The organism is Cystobacter fuscus (assembly GCF_002305875.1).
GTDB lineage: Bacteria > Myxococcota > Myxococcia > Myxococcales > Myxococcaceae > Cystobacter > Cystobacter fuscus_A.
In genome coordinates, this window is the sequence record NZ_CP022098.1 from 2,341,981 (window position 1) to 2,363,637 (window position 21,657).

16 protein-coding genes are annotated in these 21,657 nt (G+C 69.8%); 7 read left to right on the forward strand and 9 right to left on the reverse strand.

The window, feature by feature from the left end:
* Positions 1-34: 34 nt before the first annotated feature.
* From CYFUS_RS09720 to CYFUS_RS09740, 5 genes are all read left to right on the forward strand, one after another.
* The gene (locus CYFUS_RS09720; RefSeq protein ID WP_157758361.1) at positions 35-1,042 is read left to right on the forward strand and encodes a hypothetical protein; all 1,008 of its coding nucleotides are present in this window, start codon (positions 35-37) and stop codon (positions 1,040-1,042) included.
* Positions 1,043-1,073: 31 nt separating this feature from the next.
* Positions 1,074-2,870 (forward strand): hypothetical protein, encoded by a 1,797-nt coding sequence (locus CYFUS_RS09725; protein WP_198316520.1) that lies wholly within the window; start codon positions 1,074-1,076, stop codon positions 2,868-2,870.
* A gap of 17 nt (positions 2,871-2,887) precedes the next feature.
* The gene (locus CYFUS_RS09730) at positions 2,888-4,300 is read left to right on the forward strand and encodes a DUF1501 domain-containing protein (RefSeq protein ID WP_095984968.1); all 1,413 of its coding nucleotides are present in this window, start codon (positions 2,888-2,890) and stop codon (positions 4,298-4,300) included.
* On the forward strand, positions 4,297-5,664 hold the full coding sequence (locus CYFUS_RS09735) for a hypothetical protein (RefSeq protein ID WP_095984969.1): 1,368 nt from the start codon (positions 4,297-4,299) through the stop codon (positions 5,662-5,664). Before CYFUS_RS09730 ends, CYFUS_RS09735 begins: the two co-directional genes overlap by 4 nt.
* Positions 5,665-5,984: 320 nt before the next feature.
* The gene (locus tag CYFUS_RS09740) at positions 5,985-8,795 is read left to right on the forward strand and encodes a kelch repeat-containing protein (protein ID WP_095984970.1); all 2,811 of its coding nucleotides are present in this window, start codon (positions 5,985-5,987) and stop codon (positions 8,793-8,795) included.
* Positions 8,796-8,882: 87 nt separating this feature from the next.
* Here CYFUS_RS09740 and CYFUS_RS09745 read toward each other — a convergent pair whose 3' ends face one another.
* Complete coding sequence (locus CYFUS_RS09745) at positions 8,883-10,397, reverse strand: hypothetical protein (RefSeq protein WP_095991906.1); 1,515 nt, start codon at positions 10,395-10,397, stop codon at positions 8,883-8,885.
* Positions 10,398-10,594: 197 nt separating this feature from the next.
* Here CYFUS_RS09745 and CYFUS_RS09750 point away from each other — a divergent pair, with 197 nt between their 5' ends.
* Positions 10,595-11,290, forward strand: a complete 696-nt coding sequence (locus tag CYFUS_RS09750; protein WP_095984971.1) for a class I SAM-dependent methyltransferase — start codon at positions 10,595-10,597, stop codon at positions 11,288-11,290.
* 13 nt (positions 11,291-11,303) lie between these two features.
* On the opposite strand, the gene CYFUS_RS09755 is transcribed toward CYFUS_RS09750, so the two are convergent.
* The 8 genes from CYFUS_RS09755 to CYFUS_RS09790 all read right to left on the reverse strand — a co-directional run bounded on the left by CYFUS_RS09755 (position 11,304) and on the right by CYFUS_RS09790 (position 20,453).
* Positions 11,304-11,993, reverse strand: coding sequence for a response regulator (locus tag CYFUS_RS09755; RefSeq protein WP_095984972.1), 690 nt, complete (start codon positions 11,991-11,993; stop codon positions 11,304-11,306).
* A gap of 231 nt (positions 11,994-12,224) precedes the next feature.
* A complete protein-coding gene (locus tag CYFUS_RS09760) occupies positions 12,225-13,139 on the reverse strand; it encodes a type VI immunity family protein (protein ID WP_095984973.1) in 915 nt (304 codons plus the stop codon).
* On the reverse strand, positions 13,136-13,807 hold the full coding sequence (locus CYFUS_RS09765) for a hypothetical protein (protein WP_095984974.1): 672 nt from the start codon (positions 13,805-13,807) through the stop codon (positions 13,136-13,138). The genes CYFUS_RS09760 and CYFUS_RS09765 overlap by 4 nt, the downstream gene beginning before the upstream one ends.
* Before the next feature lie 159 nt (positions 13,808-13,966).
* The gene (locus CYFUS_RS09770) at positions 13,967-15,490 is read right to left on the reverse strand and encodes a sensor histidine kinase (RefSeq protein ID WP_095984975.1); all 1,524 of its coding nucleotides are present in this window, start codon (positions 15,488-15,490) and stop codon (positions 13,967-13,969) included.
* Positions 15,491-15,571: 81 nt separating this feature from the next.
* Entirely contained in the window at positions 15,572-17,797 is a 2,226-nt protein-coding gene (locus tag CYFUS_RS09775; RefSeq protein WP_095984976.1) for a peptidase domain-containing ABC transporter, read from the reverse strand.
* On the reverse strand, positions 17,784-18,776 hold the full coding sequence (locus tag CYFUS_RS09780) for an efflux RND transporter periplasmic adaptor subunit (RefSeq protein ID WP_198316521.1): 993 nt from the start codon (positions 18,774-18,776) through the stop codon (positions 17,784-17,786). Before CYFUS_RS09780 ends, CYFUS_RS09775 begins: the two co-directional genes overlap by 14 nt.
* A 48-nt stretch (positions 18,777-18,824) precedes the next feature.
* Entirely contained in the window at positions 18,825-19,775 is a 951-nt protein-coding gene (locus tag CYFUS_RS09785) for an efflux RND transporter periplasmic adaptor subunit (protein ID WP_095984977.1), read from the reverse strand.
* 96 nt (positions 19,776-19,871) lie between these two features.
* The gene (locus tag CYFUS_RS09790) at positions 19,872-20,453 is read right to left on the reverse strand and encodes a hypothetical protein (RefSeq protein ID WP_095984978.1); all 582 of its coding nucleotides are present in this window, start codon (positions 20,451-20,453) and stop codon (positions 19,872-19,874) included.
* Between the two features lie 202 nt (positions 20,454-20,655).
* Here CYFUS_RS09790 and CYFUS_RS09795 point away from each other — a divergent pair, with 202 nt between their 5' ends.
* On the forward strand, positions 20,656-21,657 hold the full coding sequence (locus CYFUS_RS09795) for an NAD(P)H-dependent glycerol-3-phosphate dehydrogenase (protein WP_095984979.1): 1,002 nt from the start codon (positions 20,656-20,658) through the stop codon (positions 21,655-21,657).

Genomic DNA, 21,657 nt, shown 5'->3' on the forward strand with positions numbered 1-21,657 from the left:
TCCCTTCCGCCTCGCTTCGTTTCCGAGTCCTCCCGTGCCGCTTCTTCCCCGCTCGAACGCTCCCCGCTCCTCGATGCTTCGCCTGGGCAGTGCCTTGTTGTCCGCCCTGCTGGTGCTCGCCACGCCGGAGGCCCTGGCCGCGTCCAAGTCCAGGTCCAAGGCCAAGAGCTCCAAGACCCGGAGCGGCACGTCCAAGGCCGCTCCCGTGACTCCCGCACCGCAGCCGGAGCCTTCACCCGAGCCCGCCGTGGAGCCCGCGTCCGAGGCGCCGAAGGAGGAGAAGGCGGAGGCGGAGGCTCCCGTGGTCCCCGTGGAGCAGCCCCGTGCCGTGGTGGCGGCCAAGCCCGCCGCCGCGGCACGGCCCGCTCCAGCCCCGCGTGCTCCGGCGGCCCGCCCCTCCGAGTCTTCCTCGAAGGCCAACGCGGGCCGGATGCGCATCGGCGTGGGTCCGGATCTCTTCCTGGAGAGCGCGAAGCTCAGCGGCGAGCAGGGCATCAACATCTCGCGCCAGGACGAGTCCTTCGACTACTCGAGCGCGAGCTTCCTCTCCGCCACCATCTGGTTGAACACGACGGTGCCCTCGGTGAGCGAGCGGCTGCGGGTGGGTGCCGGGGCGCGCATCTTCGGCAACTACGGTGCGGGCGGTGGTCGGACGTTTGGCTTTGGTCTGCTCAACGAGGCCTTCGCCTTCGCGGAGTACGGGCTGCCGGTGGCGGACAAGATGGAGGTGGTCTTCGCCGCGCGCGGGGGCTTCTCCGTGCTGGTGCCCGGCCAGGAGTTCGCGGAGGAGATCCGCCGGCTGCAGGAGCAGGGCGTGGGGGTGTGGAGCGTGCCGCGCGTGGGCTGGCTCGTGGGCCCGTCCGTGGGCGCGCGCCGGCGCATGACGGAGCGCATCCTGCTGCGCGCGGACATCCTCGGCCAGGTCCAGCAACAGTTCCTCTTCGCCACGAGCGAGGACATCGACGGGCTGCGCTACACCAAGAACTGGAGCACCCTGGCGCTGCGCCTGGGGTTGTCGCTCGGGGTTGAGTTTGACTTCTGAATCCTCCCTTTCCTTCCTCCGGGAGCCGCGAATGACCGTGTCTCGTCCGCTCATCCTTCCACTGCTCGCGGCGCTGGCCGCGTGTCAGCCCACCCACGTCTTCGAGCCCGACCAGCTCGCTTCCGGGCCGGGAGCCATGGTGGGCAATGGCGCGCCGCTCACCCCGGGAGACTTCCCGGGCGGGGATGATGTCCTGCCGGCGGCTCGGCAGGTGACTCCGCCCAACGAGGCGCGCCCGCCGGACTGTGACGCGGGCTGCGTGGCGTATTGCGCGGGCGCGGGCCTGAGCAACCCCGTCAATCGCGGGTTGTGCCGGAGCCTGTGGGGCGTGGGCCTGGCGTCCCGGCCCATCTCCTTCTCCGAGGCGTGTCGCCGGCTCTTCGTGGACATGCTGGGGCGCGTGCCGGACGCGGCCGAGGCCGAGGCCACGTGCGCGGGCGGGTGGGGCGCCACGGTGAAGCGGTTGATGGAAAGCGACGAGTTCATCCTCGTCCAGCAACGCCACGCCGCGGATCGCTTCCTCTACGCCAACCAGGTGGCGAGCCTCCAGTCCATCTACGACATGGATCGGCTGGTGGCCAAGCTGCACCGGGGGCTCGTGCCGTACGATCTCTTCGCGTCGGTGGTGAGCGCGCACCCGGTGTTCACCCGCCGCTACGCGGACCCGGGGGACAAGGCCGAGGCGCTCTTCCGCCAGTTCCTCGGGCGCCCGCCCTTCGAGCACGAGCGCGCGGACATGGCCCGGCTCTACCGGCTCTGGTACTCGGGCTACTACGATCATCCGCAGCTCGGCATGCGCCTGCCGGACGCCTTCGTGCGCTTCCGCTGTCTGGACAAGGACGGGAAGGTGAACGACGCGGCCCGGGGCGAGTGCGCCAGCGTGTTGTGGGGCTACAACGAGCTCACCTTCACCCCGGACCTGCGCGCCGCGCGCGACCCGAGCCTCGACAACGAGCTGACGCTGTGGAGCGGTCTGCTCACGGCCGAGGAGTGGGCGCGGTTGCAGATCCCCGGCCGCATCCTCGCGAGGGATCTGTCCTTCTGGGAGCGCGCGGTGGACGACGTGCTCGTGCAGTACCTGGGTTATGACCTGTCGGCGCTCGTGCCCGAGGTGCGTGGGGCGCTGGTGCGCTTCCTGCTCGAGAATCACGGGGACATCCGCTCGGTGCACTACGCGGTGGCCACCTCGGTGGCGTACCTCCAGTCCGCCGAGGGCGCGGCGGCCTCCACCTACCGCTGGGCCTACGGGCCGCTCAAGCAGGTGGACGCCGAGGTGTGGATCGACTCGCTCGCGCGGCAGACGGGCTACGAGCTGCCCGGCTGCGACCACCGCATCAGCCAGCCCGAGTCCCTGCTCAACGCGGGCAGCATCGCCGGCTACCGCGTGCTGGCCGAGTCGCGCTGGAAGACGAACGACAAGGGCAATGTGGACAAGCGCTATTCGGAGCTGGCGCGCACCCTGGGCGGCTGTCCGGAGAACGTGGTGGGAGGCCGCTTCCGCGTGGTGAGCATCCTCACCACCGCCACCCAGCTCTCCTTCGTGCAGTCGCTGTGCAACCCCACGTTGGATCCGAAGATCAAAGGCGCGGACGTGGCGCGGCTGTTGCCCGAGGGCGTGAGTTCCTCGCTCGCCGTGAACGAGGAGGTGGGTGAGCGCATCGCCACCCACCAGTACCGGCTGTTGCTGGGCCGCTCGCCGGACGCCACGGAGGTGGCCGAGGCGCGCGAGGCGGGCCGCGAGTGCGCCATCACGCGTTGCTCGGCCGAGGAGTTCGCCCGTCCCTACTGCTTCGCGCTGCTGTCGAGCGCCGAGCGCATCTTCTACTGACCCCCGGAGCCCCTTCCATGTCCGATCCCAAAGACTCGAAGCCCAAGTCCCCGGGCCGCCGCCAGCTCCTCCGGGGCCTGGGCGCGGGTGCCGCCGCGCTGGCCTTCCCCCACCTGTGGTTGCCGCGCACGGCGCTCGCCCAGACGAATGGGCGCGGCAGCGTGCGCCACCTCATCTACATCCGCCTGTCCGGCGGCTTCCGCTTCACCACCGCCTTCAACTCGGACGTGGCCGACGAGTTCAACCCGTTCGGCCGCTCGGACAAGCGCGCCGCGGGCACCGAGTGGGGCGTGGGCAAGCTGCTCGAGCGCGCCAGTTGGCTCGAGGGCGAGCCGTCCAAGCCCCGGCGCGATCTGGGCATGAAGCCGGTGGCGGAGTTCTCCAATGAAATCTGCGTGCTGCCGTGCGTGGACCACGAGCCCTTCTCGGCGCGCGCGGACGGAGGCCATGGCACGGGCCTGGAGCGCTTCCTCACGGGGTACGTGGGCGGGGCCACGGGCTTCCTGTCGTATGTGAACTACGGGGTGCGCGCCCGGGTGGCGGAGGAGGCCGCCAAGGGCAACACCCTTCTTCCGGCCTTCAGCCTCGGCGAGGCGGGCATGGCGACGGGGGCGGGAACCTACGCCACCTATCGGCCTCCGGTGCTCGAGGGCAGTGGCTTCCAGGGCTTCGGCGCGGATCCGAGCGCGGGTCTGCCCCCGTGGGCGGCCAAGGTGACCACCGAGGTGGACAACCGCTACCGCGCGCGGTTGCACCTGCCGCTGCGCGGCGGCGTGGACACCTACCAGCAGACGCGCAAGGCCACGAGCGACTACGGGAAGATCTTCCGCGACCCCATGCTCCGGGTGACCGCCGACTCCGACGACGTGGTGGATGGCATCACCAACCGCCAGTTGCGCGCCATCTTCGGCACCGACACCACGGGCCAGCGCGCGGCACTCGCGCTGCGCCTGTTCCACTTCGGCTGCCCCGCGGTGTTCCTCAACCAGGGCGGCTACGACTACCACTCGCGCGAGGACGCGGAGCTGCCGGACGAGCTGGACGGCGCCAACCGGCTGGTGAGCGGCCTGCGCACGGCGCTCAAGATGATGCAGCACCCCGAGGGCGGTACGTACTGGGACAAGACGCTGGTGGTGATCGGCAGCGAGTTCGGCCGCACCACGGGTGGCAGCCGCTTCAACTCCGCCAACGGCAGCGACCACGGCAGCGATCTGGCCACCCGGTGGATGTCCATGCCCTTCATGGGCGGCGTCATCAGCGCGGCGGGCAAGGGCGGCAAGAGCCTCGGCGCGGTGCGCGGCTCGGACCTCAAGGCCACCGGCCAGGTGTACTCGTACCGCTCGGTCCTCAAGACGATGATGGATCTGCTCGGCGCCGACCACGAGGGCATCTTCCCCGCGGATGCCCCCATCCAGGACTTCTTCTCATGACGCGCTCTTGCCTCGCCGCCTCCCTCGCCGCCCTGGCGCTCGCCTGTGGTGGGGGCTCGGGCTCGACTCCGACGGACCCGGGCTCCATCCCCTTCGAGCCGGACCGTCCCTCGCCGGCTCCCACGGGGAGCACGCCCACGTACACGGGCTCGGACCCGGACGTGAAGTCCGCCCAGCTCACCTACGCCACCGGGCTCGACCTGCACCGCAAGCTGGTGATGCGCACGTGCAGCGGCACCAACGGCGTGTGCCACAACCAGAAGGAATACCCGGACCTGCACACGGCGGGCACCTTCCTGGCCTCCATCGGCGCGCCGTGCAACGTGCAGTCCGGCAACTGGAACGGCGTGTTCGACCGGTGCGAGCGTCTGGGTGACCGCTTCCGCTTCTCCGAGCAGGCCACCAGGGATAACGAGATCGGCTGGTTCGAGCTGATTCCGGGAGAGACGCCCACGTTGGATCCCAAGGGCACCCTGCCGGACGCCGGCACTCCGGGCCTGCACCTGTACGTGCACGATGCCGTGCAGGTCACCCAGGCGCGCATCTTCTCCACGGGCACGTTCGTGCGCACCTTCATCAATGACGCGGGCGAGGTGCAGGATCTCGCCTTCGCCAGCTACCGCACGAACTGGTGGGTGCTGGAGAACGGGCGCCACCTCTTCGCCGAGGTGGGCGACTACCAGCGCGACACCGTGGAGGGCCTGGTGGCCAGCGGCATCGTCCAGGGCGATCAGAACCGCAACGGGGTGTATGGCGCGCGCACCGGCACCACCGTGCCGCTCATCAACCCGGGCAAGCCCGAGGAGAGCTACCTCGTGGCGCGCCTGCGCGGGAGCATGAATCAGGCGCCCATCCCCGGCACGCGCATGCCCCTGGCCAACCAGCCCCCGTCCGTGCAGGACATGCTGGCGCTCATGTGCTTCATCGAGGGGTTGGATTCCAAGGCCCGCCAGTGGAGCCTGGAGTCCTCCATCGACTACACGAAGTGCTCGTACTCGGCCAACCCGCAGGCGCTCAACCTCGCGGGCTCCGGCGCCACCTGGAGCAAGGGCGTGCTGCCCATCCTCCAGTCCAACTGCGGCGGGTGCCATGGCGGCGACAACCCCCAGGGCGGGTTGAACCTGCTCGGCTCGGCCCATGACGTCTACCAGCGCCTGATGAAGCCCTCCGCCCAGCAGCCCTCCCTGGCGCTGATCCAACCGGGCGTTCCGCTTCAAAGCTACCTGTGGCGCAAGATCTCCGGCGACGGTCCCATCACCGGCGCGCGCATGCCCATCAACCCGCTCAATGGCAACGCCTCGCTCCCCGCGGACCAGCTCAACAGCATCCAGGAGTGGATCAGCTTCAACGCGCTCGAGAACTGAGCGCGCCGGGAGCGCGGGCCACTTGACGCCCGCGCTTCCCCCATCATCGGGTGGTCTTCACACCCACCTCTTCATCGGGCCTGAGACCTCTACGGGTTGCGGCGTTGAAAATGCAATAATTCGGCCCCGTTGAAAAAAAACATGAAGAACGGAATTCATTTTCCAACCGGTCTCAGTGTAGAAAAACGGTTGTCCGTCTTGTGCCGGACTTTCCCGGTTTTCAAGAGTCGGCTGTCCTGAGAGCGGGGCGGCGAGCCTGTGTTCACCGCTCCACCTGTGCAGCCCATCGAGGGAGGGTATGGATGCGCTCTGAGACCCGCATGAAGTGTCGTCGTGGCCTGTGCGGCCGGATGTGGATGGCCCTGGGTGTCCTGCTCCTCTCGGCCTGTAGTGGGGTGACTCCGGAAGGGGAGGACGCGTCGCCCGTGCTCTCCCAGGGAGAGACGACCACCCAGGCCCTGGGGACACCCGCTCGGGGGCTGCACAGCCTGAACAAGGTGCTGATCCTGGCGAGCACCGTGTCCAGGGGCACCGACAGCGTCGAGGCCCAGGTGGCGCGGCAGTTGGGGTACGAGGTGACGCTCGCCTCCGACGACGAGTGGCGGTCCCTGTCCACCGCGGACTTCGCCTCCTACCGCGCCCTCATCCTGGGGGACAAATCCTGTAGCGTCGCGCCGGGCCTGCTGCTCGCCGCCGAGGAGACGCGCCACATCTGGGGCCCGGTGGTCGACGGCAACGTCATCGTCGTGGGCACCGATCCCGTCTATCACAAGGAGACCCAGGTCACCTTCAACGCCGTGCAGTTCGCCGCCGCCGAGCCGGGCAAGACGGGCATGTACGCGGGCCTGAGCTGCTACTACTACGAGATGGACTCCCCGACGCCGGTGCCGGTGCTCAGCCCCTTCGGCTCCTTCCAGGTGTCGGGGACGAGCGCGAACTGCAAGAAGGAGTCGTCCTACAACGACGCGCACATCGTCGCCTCGCACGAGGCCCTCGAGGGCCTGACGGACGCGGTGCTGTCCAACTGGGCCTGCTCGGTGCACGAGGTGTTCCACTCCTACCCGGAGGGAGACTTCACCCCGCTCGTGATCGCGCTGGATCCGCCCAGCGGGGGGCGCTGGCCGGGCTCCCGGGACTTCCCGGATGGTTCGCACGGCGTGCCGTACGTGCTGGCGCGCGGAGCGGCGCCGGTGCGCTGCGGTGACGGCCTGGTGCAGTACCCCGAGCAGTGCGACACGGGCTCGCAGAATGGCGTGCCGGGCACGCCGTGCTCGGCGGTGTGCCGCACGCAGTGGTGCGGAGATGGCGTGGTGGACCCGGGCGAGGAGTGCGACACGGGGGCCAGCAACGGCTCGGGCTCCTGCAGCGCTTCCTGCCGCGCCCTGGCCCTTCCTCCGGTGGCCCGCTGCAAGGATCTCCTCCTGTCCACCACCACCACCTGCGGCGCCACCGGCAGCGTGGACGATGGCTCGTCCGATCCGGATGGAGACCTGGTGGGCTGCACCCAGACGCCGTCCGCGACGTTCGCGCTGGGCACCACCGGGGTGACGCTGACGTGCACGGACGCCACGGGCCTGAGCGCGAGCTGCACGGCGCGGGTGACCGTCACCGACACCACGCCTCCGAGCATCGACTGCTCGCCCGCGCTCGCGGTGGAGTGCACCGGGCGCCACACCTCCGTCGAGGTTCCCGCGCCCGTCGTGTCCGACGTGTGCGAGTTCGGCTATCAGCGGACCACGGAGGCGACCGCCTTCCCGGTGGGCGGCCCGTACGCGGTGGGCTACGAGGCCTTCGACAGCTCCGGCAACACGTCCGCGTGCGCCACCCAGGTGCGGGTGCTCGACACGGCGGCGCCCACGGTGACGCTGGTGGGCGAGGCGGCGCAGACGCTCGCGTGCGGCACGCCCTATGTGGAGGCGGGGGTTCAGGCCGCGGATCTCTGTGACAACGGAGAGGCCTCGTCTCCGGTGGTGACGGTCTCGGGCTCCGTCAACACCCAGGTGCCGGGCACCTATGTCGTCACCTACTCGGCCCAGGACTCGTCCGGCAACGTGGGCCGTGCCACCCGGCGGGTGACCGTCACGCCGAGCAGCGCGTGTGAGGCGCCCCAGAGCGGATGGACGCTCACGGGCAGCATGGTGCAGCCCCGCCTGTCCCACACCGCGACCCTGCTGGAGGACGGCCGGGTGTTGGTGACCGGCGGCTTCAACGTCTCTTCCGAGCTGTACGGCCCGTCCACCCGGACCTTCTCCGTCACGGGCAGCAACCTGGGCTCCCACCGGGGCCACACCGCCACCCGGCTGCGCGACGGTCGCGTGCTCATCGCGGGGGGCACCAGCTCCACCACCAGGCCCTCCGCCGAGCTCTACGTCCCGGCGTCGGGCACGTGGCAGGCCACCGGTCGGCTCATCACGTCACGCTTCAACCACGCGGCCGTGTTGCTGCCGAGCGGCAAGGTGCTCGTGGCCGGTGGCTTCGACAAGGAGTCCGGTGGCAGCCCCCTGCGCTCGGCCGAGCTGTATGACCCGGCCACGGGCGTGTGGTCCTCCACGAGCGCCCTCGCGTACCCTCGCGGCTTCCACACCATGACCCTGCTCCCGGACGGCAAGGTGTTGGTGACGGGCGGCAGCCTCCAGTCGGATCACGAATTGGAGAGCGCCACGCTCGTGCCCGAGGCGGAGCTGTATGATCCGGTCACGGAGACGTGGACGAGCGCGGGGCGCACGCGCACGGGACATGCCTGGCACACCGCCACGCGGCTGCCGGACGGCAAGGTGCTGGTGGTGGGCGGGGTGAGCCTCACTGTCCCCCTGGGCGACGCGGCGGAGTTGTATGACCCGGCCACGGGCACGTGGAAGACCACGGGGAGCATGAAGTCGCCGCGCCGCTGGCACACGGCCACGCTGCTGCCCAACGGCGAGGTGATGGTGGCCGGTGGCTACCATCAGTACACGGGCATCCAGTACGCCGCCGAGCGCTACAACCCGGCGACGGACACGTGGTCGGCGACGGTCGCGATGCATGTGGATCGCTACCAGCACACGGCCACGCTGCTTCCCGACGGCACGGTGCTCGCGGTGGGCGGGGCCAGCAACCACGATCAGGCCTCGGCCGAGTACTACCGTCCGTAGTCCGCGCATGCGCGGAGGGCGCGAGGAGTCCGGGACGCATCCCGGGCGCTCGCGCCCTCCGTGTTTCAGGCCCTCGCGGGGCGGGACTCAGTGGCCGGTATAGATGCCGAGGGCACCGGGCACGTGGTTCTCGTCACTGCCCATGAAGGCCACGAGGATGCGGTGGCCATCCGCCTTGATGTCGGAGATGCGGCTGCTGCACAGGCGCCGGCCGAACTCCGAGCAGCTATAGGTCTTCACCGCGTCCCCCTGGAGCCGGTAGACGATCCCCAGCCACCGGGCGCCCACCCACACGCTGCCATCGGCGGTCCTGGCCTCCACCGCGGACAGGGCCTTCTCGCCGAGCGGCACGTACTGCACGTCCCCCCCGTTCACGTTCATTCGCGCGAGCCCCTTGGTGAAGGAGCTCACCCACACGGTGTCACCCACCACGGACATGGCGGACACGTTGTCGTCATCGCGCTCGGCCGGCTTGGGCATGCTGCCCTCGCCCACCAGGTCCGGCCAGACGTCGATGCGGTTGCTCACGTAGGGCGAGTCCTCGGTCCTGGATTGCGCCTCCCAGTAGTCGTTGCCCGTGGTGCCGTAGAGGAAGCGGGTGGAGCGGTTGGCGCCGCCGAAGAGCACGTCTCCGCTCGAGTGGACGGACACCCCGTAGTAGGCGTCGGTGAGCAGGATGTCGGGGTAGGCGTTGATGGCCGGGTGCACGTGCTCCATCACGCCCGAGCAGTCGAGCTGACCATTGCACGTGGGGTTGCCCTGGTAGTTCGCGTCGCCGCGGGCGAAGCCGTGGTTGCCGCCGAACCAGACGCTCCCGGTGTTCTTGTCATAGGCGATGCGCAGGATGCTGCAGAGCTTCTCGCGGCCGCGCATCTCGGCGGCCACGATGCCGGGGCCGGAGAAGATGTCGTAGTGGACGACCTGCAGGGAGCCATCCGCGCGCAGCGTCACCTTGTCCGCGTCACCGCTCTTGTAGCGCGAGGGATCCGGGCGGGAGCCGTCCCAGTTGTTCTCGCAGTGCTCGTCGCCCTTGCCGGGCCGTCCCTCGTAGCCCACGAAGACGGTGTCCGCGGGGCCGCCCGCCACCGAGATGACCTTGAGGTACTTCTCCCCCATGGGCGCGCTGCCATCCGGCATGTAGCCGTAGGGGCGCAGGCCCTGTTCCATGGTGAAGCGCTGGAACGTGGTCGCCCCCGGACGCAGCACGAAGAGGCCATCCTCACCACCGGCCACCCAGACGTTGCCGCCCTCGTCCGCGGACACCCCGTAGATGCGGCGGGGGCCTCCGTGCTGGGTGCCGTAGAACGTCCAGCCCGGGACCGAGGGGAAGTCGATGGCCGCTTCCGGGGGAGGCGGCGGCGTGCTGGGAGTCGGGGGCGTGTCGGGCACGGGGGCGGGCGTGTCGGGCACGGGGGCGGGCGTGTCGGGCACGGGGGCGGGCGGAGCCGTGGGAGGGTCGGCCTGGGGAGCATCGGGCTTGGGTGAGTCCAGGCCCGGGTTGTTCTGTTCCGACACGTCCCTCTTGTTGGGCGCTTGTGTGCAGCCCGTCCAGACCGCGCCCGCCGCCACCACCGCCGCCGCCCACCGCCATCCAGCCTTCATGTCCTTGCCCACCCTTGAAGATCGGAAACGCCTCCGTGGCGATTCCGGGTTCCTTGCCTCGCAAGTGCGGTGCCACTCCCACCGTCCGTGGGGTCGGGGTCATGCGTCGACTCGGCGACACCGGATGGGTAGGAGATTGCCCACGGGGAGCAGTCTGGCGGCCCTTTCGTGCCTCCAACCGTGCTACGCCGGATACAATGGCCGGAAACGACACGCGCGGCCGCACGCCGCTGTCCCTCGTCGGGCAGGAGCCCGATCTCCTCTTCTATACGCGTCAGGCCCAGGCACAGGGTGGGCCCGTGCTCGTGCTGGGCGCGGCCAACGGGCGGGTGCCGTGGACGCTGGCCCAGGCGGGCCTGGCGGTGCTCGGGGTGGACCCGTCCGAGCGGATGATCCACGCGGCCGAGGAGGTACGCGCCTCGGAGTCGCCCGAGGTGTCGGGCCGGGTGCGGCTGCTGCACGCGGATCTGCGCTCGCTGCGGCTGGAGGAGCGCTTCCCGGTGGTGCTCGCGCCGCAACACGCCCTGGGGCTCATGGGGTCGCACGAGGACCTGGAGGCCTTCCTGGCCACGGTGCGCCACCACCTGCGGCCCGAGGGGCTCTTCATCTACGACGTGCTCAACCCGCCCGTCGAGCCTGGCCGGCCCTCGGACGAGGAGCCGGGCGCCGCGCTCGAGCCACGCCGGCCCGTCTTCTCCTTCCACCTGCGCGAGCGCAAGCGGCCCGGTGCCCCCTCGGGCATCCACCGCCTCAAGTTCAAGCCCTTCTCGTGGGAGGAGCTGGAGGGGGCGATGAAGGCCTGTGGGCTCACGCCCCGCGAGCGCTATGGAGGGTTCGACGGCAAGCCGTTCGATCCGTCGGATGCGCACCACATCGGCGTGGTGGACGGGTGAGGGGACGAGGGCCTCAGCGATCGAAGCGGTAGCCGAGGCCGCGCACGGTGAGGAAGTGCAGGGGGGCCTCGGGGTCCGGCTCCAGCTTGAGCCGGAGCTGGCGCATGAAGTTGTCCACGGTGCGGGCGCTGCCCTCGTAGGCGTAGCCCCAGGCGGCGCTGAGCAGCTCCTCGCGGCTGAAGGTGCGCCCCGGGTGCGCGAGGAAGTGGGCGAGCAGCTTGAACTCCTGCGCGGTGAGCTCCACGGGCTGGCCGGTGCGGGTCACGGTCTTGGCCGTCAGGTCCACCCGCACGTCGCCGAAGCCCACGGGGGCCTGGGCGGCGGACGGGTAGCGCCGGCGCAGCACGGCCTTGATGCGCGCGAGCAGCTCCTGGAGCCCGAAGGGTTTGACCACGTAGTCGTCCGCGCCGAGGTTGAGCCCGACGATCTTGTCCACCTCGGCGCCCTTGGCGCTGAGCACGACGACGGGGGTGTCCCGGCCGCGCTGGCGCAGCTCCTTGAGGACCTCGAAGCCGTTGAGCTCGGGCAGCATCACGTCCAGCACCACGAGGTCCGGCGCTTCGTCGAGCGCGCGCGCGAGCCCCTGCCGGCCATCCTGGGCCTGGAGGATGTCGTAGCCCTCGAAGCGCAGGTTCATGGAGAGACCGGTGAGGATGGCCAGGTCGTCCTCCACCACCAGGATGCGTCGTGGCTTGTCGCTCATGCCTTGTCCACGGGGAGTTGAGGGGTGAAGCGGCGGCCCTGGAGCCTCCACGATGCGCCAGGCGATGGCCAGTCCCAACCCACGACCCCTGGAGGTGATGGCACGGCGAATTGTCCTCCCGATTAGAAGCGCTCGAGCGTAGCGGGGTTGTGTCAGTGCTTCGTCACGCCGAGTGCGTCCCCATCCTCTGTCGCGGCGTGTCATCGCGACCACGAGGCAATGGCCGTCGGCTCATTCGAGGAAACGGCGCTCCCATTGACGCAGCGCCTCGGGCGGGAAGTCAGGGTGGAGCCGGTGCTCGAGATAGAGCCAGGGCTCCAGGACACGCGCGAGCTCCCGATAGGCGGGCAAGGTGATGCCACGCTCGCGGTCGCCCGCCTCGGGCCACTCTCCGAGTGTCACCACCGCTCGTTCTCCCTCGAGGGCCTGGACGGTGGTTCCCGGGGTATGCAGCCGGGCGCGAAGGGCCTCTACACCCCCCAAGGCACTGAGCACCGGCTGGCCCAGGAAGGTGAGCCACGAGGGGCCACGGATGCGCGTGCCGATCGTGCTCGAGAAGATTTCCACATCGGGGATGTCCATGCCTGGGTAGCGCATGCAGCGCTCGTAGACCTCCCTGGTCATCCCCATGAGATGGATGGGGGCCAGGATGGCCAGACCTCCGTTGCCCGAACACCAGGGCAGCGGGGCCGCCAGCTCCAGTGCCAACGCCCGTACATGCTCTGGCCCATGGGTCTCCAGGTATTCAGTGGACAGCCAGAACGAGGCCACACACGCCTCTTTGTCCGCGCCTCTCCACTCGGGGACATTGACCCGCCTGCTCCCATAGTATTCGAACCGGTTTCTGTTTGGATTGCCAGGCGACGACCCTCCCAGGATCACGCGAGGCCACGTGTACTCCAACAGTTTACGCCGGATGAGCGACCATCCTGACTCGTCGAGTTCCTGCCAGTCTCCTTCTTCATCGACATAAAGGCTGAGTGCTTCCGGACCTACTGCGCGTATATATGCCTCCATCGATTGCAGCACCGCTGGAGCCATCTCCGTGTGGAGCCGGCGCATGTAGAAGTCGAACCGCAATCCCTCGCGGAGCCACGCACCACTGAACTTGTCCTGAAAACGGATTCGGGGGTAGCGCTCGTTCATCGGAATACTCCTGCCCGGGGCCCAATCAGTTCAACGTGGTCTCCAAAAGCTTCTCGATAAATTTCTCCTTGAGACAAACCTGCGTAACGATGTCCTGGGGGGTAGTCCCTCCACCTGGGCTCTTCATCGAAATTCACACACCGGAATTTGAAGTCGAAGACTACCTGGATCTGGAGTGGATCCCCTGAGTGGATGACCACATCGGGCTCTAGTGTGCCCTTCAATCCCTCTCCTCCCTGGCGTAGCAGGGCAGCCTTTTCCTCGGGAGTTATCAATTCCTTCTCCTTCGTTTTCTGATTGAATCGGTAGCGCGGCATGAGGCTGAACCCTCCTGGACGAATCCTCTCCAGCTTCATCTGGGCGCACCGCAAGGCGGCCTCGTGCATCTCCAATCCCAGCCGGATGGCCCACGTGACGCTCCGGCCCTGCGCATCCACAGTCAGGCGCTTGCACTCCGCGGGGCTGGGCACCGGGCGCGCGAATACACCTCCATGTTGCAGCAACACGTCCGTGCGTGCCTGATCCGCGCACTCTTCCATCTCCTTCTTGAGGGAGAGCCGCGCCCTGTCGTCCAGCACCTTCAGCGCCACTCCCACCGAGGCACCCGCCCCCACCGCCAATACGGAACCGATGGCGATCGTCTTTCCGTTCAGCAGGGCGCAAAGCACGGGGTCTCGCAGGCACCGAGCGCTCGCCGAGTCCAGGGCATAGTGGCTTGGAACTCCCCGGCCAGGCACTCCCGCGCAGGCGCTTAGCCCCAGAACTCCGGCCAGGAGCCAGTGGGTCCGGGGCCTTGGGCACTCTCTGTTCTCTTCCAACGGGCTCATTCAGACCTTCTCCACGGGGAGCTGGATGGTGAAGCGGCTGCCCTTGCCCAGCTCGCTCTTGAGGGTGATGTAGCCGCCGTGTGCCTCCACGATGCGCCGGGCGATGGCGAGCCCCAACCCACTGCCCTCGGTGCGGCGGGTGAGCAGGTTGTCCACCCGGTAGAAGCGCTCGAAGATGCGCCGGTGGTCCCTCCGGGCGATGCCCACGCCATGGTCCTCCACCGTCAGGTCCACCCACTTGCGCGCCGCCCGCACGGTGAGGTGGATGCGCTTGTCCTCCCGGCTGTACTTGTAGGCGTTCTGCAAGAGGTTGAGCAGGGCGCCGGAAATGGCGCTCCGGTCCACGTGCACCGGCGTCGCCGTGTCGGGCATCTCCACGGACAGATGCACGTCTCCATCCAGGTGCTGGGCGCGGAAGGCGGACACGGCGGTGTCCACCACCTCGGACACGGGAATCGTCTCCGGGTGGTACTCCTTGCGGCCGCTCTCGATGCGCGACCAGTCCAGCACGCGCTCGATGAGCGTGCTCAAGCGCTCCGTCTCCTGGGTGAGCAGCCGCAGCACCTCCTGCGTCTGCGCCTCGTCCCGGACGCGGCCGAGCGCGAGCGTCTCGATGAACATGCGGATGGAGGTGACGGGGGTGCGCAGCTCGTGGCTCACCAGCGACACGAAGTCCGTCTTCATGCGCGACAGCCGGGCCTCGCGGTAGAGCACCCGGCCCGTGTAGACGACGCCGAAGGTGAGCGTGAGATAGAAGAGCGCCAGCAATATCCCGTACACCAGCCGGTTGCGCGTGGAGGCCCGCGCCACGGGATCCTCCCCCGTGGGCACCACCCCCAGACGGAAGTCTTGCAGGGGCAGGGGCAGGGTGCGCTCGGCGAGCACCTGGGGCCCGAGCGCGTTGGCGCGCGCCTGGGCCACCTCCGAGGCGAGCTTGCCCATGAGTCCCTCGCCCACGGGCTCCTGACGGGCGAGCAGCACGAAGCGCACGGGCTCTCCCGAGGTCACCTGTGCCTCGGCGTGCTCGGCGAGCAGTGTCTCCACCGCTTCCTGCGAGACGCGCGCGCCGTACACCACCGGGCCGTCGCGCTCGGCGGCGATGAGCGTGGCGTGGCCTCCCACCATGAGCGAGAAGAGCGAGGTGCCCGGGGGGAAGTCCTTGGACGAGGACTCCACCGCCGTCAGGGCCGCGGCGAGTTCCTGATCGCTCGTGTGCACCTGCTTGCCCTCCAGTTGGAACGAGTCGCGGGTGGACAGGCGGCGGCCATCGGCGTCCACCAGCCACATCTGGCCGTTGACCTGCTTGAAGCTCGCGGCACGCAGCACCGCGGGCAGCTCCTCCGCCAGCGCGCTCAGGGTGCCCTGCCACGTGGCCTGGAGCCGTTTCTCCACGGCGGCGCGCTCGTTGATGATGGCCACCACCCCGAAGCCGGACAGCCCGGCCGAGGGCAGCACCACCAGGACGATGAGCAGCGCGAAGGTGCGCCGGAAACTGAGGATGATGGGAGGCGGGTGGGTGGCCACGGCTCTCCTCTCTACCTCCCCCCGGGACGGGACGCTCGTGGGAGCCAGGGTGTGCGGCGGTGTCTCACCCCGCCGTGGGGTTCATGCGGCGCGGTCCGAGGAGTCGAGCTGGGCCTGGACGAGGGCGGTGTAGAGGCCGCCGCGGGCGAGCAGCTCGGCGTGGGTGCCCGCCTCCACGAGCTGGCCGCCGTCCATCACCAGGATGAGGTCCGCGTTCACCACGGTGCTCAGCCGGTGGGCGATGACGATGCGCGTGCAGCGCAGCCCCGCGAGTGCTTCCTGCACCTTGCGCTCGGTGATGGCGTCCAGCGCGCTGGTGGCTTCGTCGAGCAGCAGCACGGCGGGCTTGCGCACCAGGGCGCGCGCGAGCGAGAGGCGCTGGCGCTGGCCGCCGGAGAGCGCCGCGCCCCGGTCCACCATGGGCGTCTCGTAGCGCATGGGCATGGCCATGATGTCCTCGTGCACCTGCGCGGCCCGTGCGGCTTCCTCCACCGCCGCCAGTGGCACCTCGGGGTCGAGCATGGCGATGTTGGCGCGCACGCTGGCGCTGAAGAACGCCACGTCCTGCAGCACCACGCCCATCTGCGAGCGCACCGACTGCAGGTCCATGGAGGCCAGGTCCACGCCGTCGTAGAGCAGGCGTCCGGTGGTGGGGGGGTAGAGGCCGATGAGCAGGTTGGCCAGGGTGGACTTGCCCGCGCCGGAGCGGCCCACGATGGCCACGAACTGCCCGGGGGTGATGCGCACCGACAGGTCCTTGACCACCAGGGGGGCCATGGGGCCGTAGCGGAAGGACACGCCCTCCAGCGTGATGCCGCCGCGCAGCACGTGCGAGGCGCGCGACTGGGAGGCGCTCTGCTCCGGGGGGGCGTCGAGCACGTCGTCCAGCCGGGTGATGTAGCTGCCCAGCAGTTGCAACTGGTTGGCCGTCGCCACCAGGTTGGCCAGGGGTGAGAGCAATCCGGCGGCGAGCGCGTTGAGGCTCAGCATGGTGCCCAGGGTGGCGTCCCCCTCGAGCACCCGCCAGGTGCCCACGCACAACAACACCAGGGGCGAGGCCAGCCGCAGCGTGCCGTTGAGCGCGTCCACCCAGGCCGACAGGTGGCCGCGCTGCAGGCTCACGTTGAGCACGCGCACCAGCAGGCTCGAGTAGTGCTGCACCGCCCGGTGCTCGGCGCCATAGGCCTTGAGCGACTGGATGCCGGTGAGCAGCTCCACCTGGTAGCTCTGGCTCTGCGCTTCCATCTCCAGGCCGCGCGCCATCAGCTCGCCCTGCAGCTTGCGCGAGAGCACGAAGATGAGCACCTGCGCGGTCGCCAGCCCCAGCACCAGCAGCCCGAGCGTGGGACTCGCGATGAAGATGACCACCAGGTAGATGAGCACCAGCGAGCCATCCAGGATGCCGGAGACGGCGGAGGAGGAGAGGATCTCGCGCACGGCGGCGTTGGTGTTCATGCGCGCGAGCAGGTCTCCCGAGGAGCGCACCTGGAAGAAGGCGTAGGAGAGGCTGACCAGGTGCTCGAGGAAGCCCAGCGACAGGCTGGAGTCGATGCGCGTGCGCAGCTCCACCAGCATGTGGCCGCGGATGAGCGAGGCCATCAGGTTGAAGACGGTGATGGCGGCCAGTCCCAGGCTCAACACGAGCAACAGGTGCTGATCTCCCCGCGGTACCACCCGGTCCACCACCAGCCCGGTGAGGGCCGGAATGGCCAGCGCGAAGAGCTGCAACATGAACGAGACGACGAGGACGCGGGAGAGCGAGTCCGACTGCCGGAGGATCTCCTTCACGTAGCGCGACGTGCGCCGGGGGCCCTCCTTGCTCGTCTCGAAGTGGTCCCCGGGCTCGAGCAGCAGCGCGACGCCGGTGAAGGCCCGGAGGAACTCCTCCAAGGGGAGCCGCTGCCGGCCGATCGCCGGATCCACGATGTCCACGCCGTGCTTGCTCAACCGCTCGAAGACGACGAAGTGGGAGAAGCGCCAGTGGAGGATGGCGCCGGTGGGCAGATACTCCAGCGAGTCGCCGTCCAGCGAGACGCCGCGGCCGCGCAGGCCGAAGCGGCGCGCGGCCTGGAGCAGTTGCAGGGCGGAGAGGCCATCGCGCTGCGGGCCCAGCAGGTCGCGCACCTCCTCCAGACGCATGGCGCGGCCATGGTAGTTGAGCACCATGGTGAGGCACGCCGCGCCGCACTCGGTGGCCGAGAGCTGCCGCACCACGGGCACGCGGCGCTCGCGCAGCCGCGCCTGCAACTCGCGCAGCGCCGGGAAGCGGTCGAGCAGGCCATTGGGCTTGGGTTCAGTCGGTGTCATCGCTCCACAGCACCTTGAGCCCGGGGACGAGCATCACCAGGATGCTCTCCGCGCGCAGCCGGGCCTCGGCCCGGGCCGTCATTCCATCCACGTAGTTGAAGATCTGCCCGTCCCGGCGGAAGGTCGACGCGGGCAGTCTCGCGCGCACCAGCACCTGGGGCCCGTTGAGGGGCAGCGCGTCGGCGATCTCCCGGCCCAGGTAGCGGCGCGTCTCGGCGGGGCCGATGATCTGGTCGCTCACGTAGTCGATGACCAGCTCGCGGTACTGGTACTGGAAGCCCTCCAGCTCCATCCGGAGCGACTTGCCGGGCCGCAGGAAGGGGCGGCTGCTGCCCGGCAACAGCACGACGAGCGAGGCGCGGGCGTCCTCGTCCAGGAGCGAGGCGACACTCTCGCCGGGCTGGACGTACTGGGCGGGCCGCACCCGCAAGTCGTTGACCACGCCCGCGCGCGCGGCGCGGATGGTGCGCGCCTCCCGGCGGGCCTGGGCCTGCTCGCGCTCGGCGCGCAGGGTGGTGAGCACCTGGCGCGCGGCCTGATCGCTCGGGTCACGCAGGACGCGGGCGAGCTGGAGCTCGAATTCGCGCTCGATGCGCTCCAGGGCCGTGCGCTCCTCCTGGGCCTGGAGCCGCACCAGCACCTGGCCGGCGGTGACGCGTTGTCCGGGCTCGACCTCCACGGAGGTGACCAGGCCGGCCACGTCCACGGTGACTTCCGTCTTGCCCTCCACGCGCACCACGGCGGGCCCGGAGGCGTACTCGTTGACGGTGCCCAGGGCGCAGAAGAGCAACCCCACCGTCACCACCATCAGTAGCATCCAGTAGGTCCACCGGGACCACTCCGGCGACAGGCGCAACAGCTCGCTGTCCACGCGGGTGTTGGCGTGCTCCTGGATGGCTTGTTGCCGGTAGATGCTCTCGGGCGCCGGAGGCGGCGCGGGCGTCGCCGGAGTGTCTTGTCCGGAGCTGCTCTCAGCCACGAGCGTGTCCTCTCTTCGCGCGGTCGCGCCCTGGCCTCATGCCGGACCTCATGGCGTCTCCGGCACGGCGAGCGCCGCGCGTTCACCCTGGGGGCGGAGCCGCACGCGCACCACGATGCCGGCGGGCACATCGGCTCCCGGGGGGACGTCCAGGCGGGCCAGGGCGATGATCATCCGCGATGCCGAATCCACCTCGGGGGAGACGTTCTCCACCTGGCCCGTGAGCGGGGGACCTTCCCGGGGGAGGCGGACCTGGATGGGAGCGCCCGGAACGATGCCGCGCAGTTCGTCCTCGGGGATGGCGAAGCGCACCCGCAGGCCGCCCGCGCCGAGCAGGCGCAGGATGGGGCGCGAGGGCGACGCCTGGGCACCGGGGTCGAGATAGCGGTCGGCGATGACGCCATCGAAGGGGGCCTTGATGACGGCGTCCGAGATGCGCTGTTGGATCTGCTCCACGCGGGCGACCTGCTCCTGCACCTGGGCCTGGGCGGACTGGAGCCTGGCGGCGGCGCTCTTCTCCTGGAAGCCCGCGGCGGCGATCTCCTCTTCGGGCATGGCCTGGAGGCTGACCAGCTTCGGGTGGGCATAGCGCTGGGTGCGGTCGCGCGCCTCGCTCAAGGCCACCTGGGCCAGTTGCTCCTGGGCCCGGGCCGTCTGGAGGGCCGCCTGCGCGATGGCGAGTTCCTTGCGCAGGGGGTGGAGATCCAGCCGGACGAGGGGCGCTCCGACCTGGACGCGCGCGCCCACCTGCACCTCGATGGCCTCCACCTGCCCCTCGGTCCTGGAGACGATCTCCACGGAGGCACTCGGGATGATGACGCCCAGGAAGTCTCCTCCGGGTCCCACCTCGGCCGCTCGCGGGAGGGCCCGAGCGGACCCGGACGTGGACGCGGGTGCCACCGCCTCCTGGCCCGGGCCGGTCATCGCGTGGCGCAAGGTCGCGGCTCCGCCCAGCAGCAGGGTAAGCAGCACCAGGCAGGCGAGGAGGGGGCGAGGCATGGGCGCATCATAGCGTCCGGACGTGCTCTTCTGGATTTCAGGTGCGGCCCCAGCCGACCGGGCAACCGAGCGAGCCTCACCCGACCGCGACGTGGCTCAGGGCGTGCCCGCGTCCGGAGGGGACGCCTCGAGGGGGAGCGTGTCCGGAGTGGAGGCATCGGGGTGGGCGGCCGCGAGGCGCTCGGGGGTGGTGGCGAAGAGGGTGGCGCGGGCGATGTCGATCGCGCGCTCCTTGTCGGCTCCCAGCCAGGTGACGATGATGCCGCAGGGCGTATCGTCGTCCCAGGTGGACACCTGGAGCATGCCCGGCACGGGTTCCCGACGAGCCGCGGCCCGGCCCATGGCGGGGATCTCGGTGCCGCCCGCGCGCAGGGTGGGCGTCAAGAGGGCCTGGACGTCCTCGCCCTCGAAGTGCTTGCGGCAGTCGTAGGCGATGGAGAGGGTGACGTCCTTCTGTTCCGCCGAGCGGAAGGTGCACAGCGGTCCGCAGGTGGGGCAGGGGCGTGACTGCTGGAGGGTGAAGCCGGGCAGGGTGTCGCGCACCTCGGGGGCGACGAGCCGCTCGCACGAGAGATCATTGGCGGGCGGCGGCGCGTCCGCCGGGCCCGCGTTGCGCGAGCGGCAGGCGCCCAGCGCCAGTGCCAGCACCACCACTCCCACGCCCCGGCCTGCCCTCATCCCGAAGTTCCTCCTGACCGGGTGCATACCCGGGGACGTGGCGAGGGTATAGATCGACCCGACCCCCTGCTGGCCATGGGGAAGTGAGGACCTGCCCGATGCAGGACGCTGGTGGCCCCGGATCCGGGAAAGCCCGTTTCCCGGAAGGGGGGCGGGTCCTCTAAGCTGCGCCTCCCCTTCATTCCCTGGGAGAAGCGACCCCATGCGCGCCAGTGTCATTGGTTCCGGCTCTTTTGGTACGGCTCTCGCCAACGTGCTCGCGGTGAACTGTGAGCAGGTGGGCCTGTGGGGGCGGGACGCCACGCTGGCCGAGTCCATCAACACCCGCCACGAGAACGCCACCTACCTGCCCGGCATCCCCATCTCCCCGCGGGTGCGGGCCACGACGCACCTGCCCGAGGCGCTGGAGGGCGCGGAGCTGGTGGTGCTCGCCACCCCGAGTCACGCCACGCGCCAGGTGATGGCCCAGGCGCTGCCGTCGCTGCCCCGGCACGTGCCCCTGGTGACGGTGGCGAAGGGAATCGAGAACGAGACGCTCCTCACGATGACGGAGCTCCTGGAGGACTGCCTGCCGGAGGAGTACCACCCCTACATCGCGGTGCTCTCGGGCCCGAGCTTCGCCAAGGAACTGGCCCAGCGCATGCCCACGGTGGTCACCATCGCGGCGCCCTGGGACAAGGTGGCCCTGCGCTGCCAGAAGGCGCTGCAGACGGAGACGTTCCGCTCCTACACCTCCAGCGACGTGGTGGGCGTGCAGTATGGCGGGGCGCTCAAGAACGTCATCGCCATCGCCGCGGGGATCGCGGATGGGCTGAGCATGGGGCACAACGCGCGCGCGGCCATCATCACCCGGGGCCTCGCGGAGATCACCCGGCTGGCGGTGCGCAAGGGGGGCAATCCCCTGACGCTCTCGGGCCTGTCGGGCATGGGCGACCTGGTGCTCACGTGCACGGGCGAGCTGAGCCGCAACCGGCACGTGGGCATGGAGCTGGGCCGGGGCCGCTCGCTCCAGGAGATTCTGGGGGACATGAAGCAGGTGGCCGAGGGCGTGAAGACGGCCCGGAGCGCGAGGGACCTGGCGCGCAAGGTGGGGGTGGAGCTGCCCATCTGCGAGCAGGTGTATGCCATCGCCTACGAGGGCAAGAGCGCCCGGGCGGCGGTGGTGGAACTGATGACGCGCCAGCCGAAGAACGAGCTGGTCTGA

Excerpts from the sequence above, each read along its gene's own strand:
- CYFUS_RS09725 (WP_198316520.1), top strand. The coding sequence starts at position 1,074 with ATGACCGTGTCTCGTCCGCTCATCCTTCCACTGCTCGCGGCGCTGGCC.
- CYFUS_RS09760 (WP_095984973.1), bottom strand. The coding sequence starts at position 13,139 with ATGAACGAGCGCTACCCCCGAATCCGTTTTCAGGACAAGTTCAGTGGT.
- CYFUS_RS09755 (WP_095984972.1), bottom strand. The coding sequence starts at position 11,993 with ATGAGCGACAAGCCACGACGCATCCTGGTGGTGGAGGACGACCTGGCC.
- CYFUS_RS09745 (WP_095991906.1), bottom strand. The coding sequence starts at position 10,397 with ATGAAGGCTGGATGGCGGTGGGCGGCGGCGGTGGTGGCGGCGGGCGCG.
- CYFUS_RS09795 (WP_095984979.1), top strand. The coding sequence starts at position 20,656 with ATGCGCGCCAGTGTCATTGGTTCCGGCTCTTTTGGTACGGCTCTCGCC.
- CYFUS_RS09750 (WP_095984971.1), top strand. The coding sequence starts at position 10,595 with ATGGCCGGAAACGACACGCGCGGCCGCACGCCGCTGTCCCTCGTCGGG.
- CYFUS_RS09790 (WP_095984978.1), bottom strand. The coding sequence starts at position 20,453 with ATGAGGGCAGGCCGGGGCGTGGGAGTGGTGGTGCTGGCACTGGCGCTG.
- CYFUS_RS09740 (WP_095984970.1), top strand. The coding sequence starts at position 5,985 with ATGAAGTGTCGTCGTGGCCTGTGCGGCCGGATGTGGATGGCCCTGGGT.
- CYFUS_RS09735 (WP_095984969.1), top strand. The coding sequence starts at position 4,297 with ATGACGCGCTCTTGCCTCGCCGCCTCCCTCGCCGCCCTGGCGCTCGCC.
- CYFUS_RS09730 (WP_095984968.1), top strand. The coding sequence starts at position 2,888 with ATGTCCGATCCCAAAGACTCGAAGCCCAAGTCCCCGGGCCGCCGCCAG.
- CYFUS_RS09775 (WP_095984976.1), bottom strand. The coding sequence starts at position 17,797 with ATGACACCGACTGAACCCAAGCCCAATGGCCTGCTCGACCGCTTCCCG.
- CYFUS_RS09785 (WP_095984977.1), bottom strand. The coding sequence starts at position 19,775 with ATGCCTCGCCCCCTCCTCGCCTGCCTGGTGCTGCTTACCCTGCTGCTG.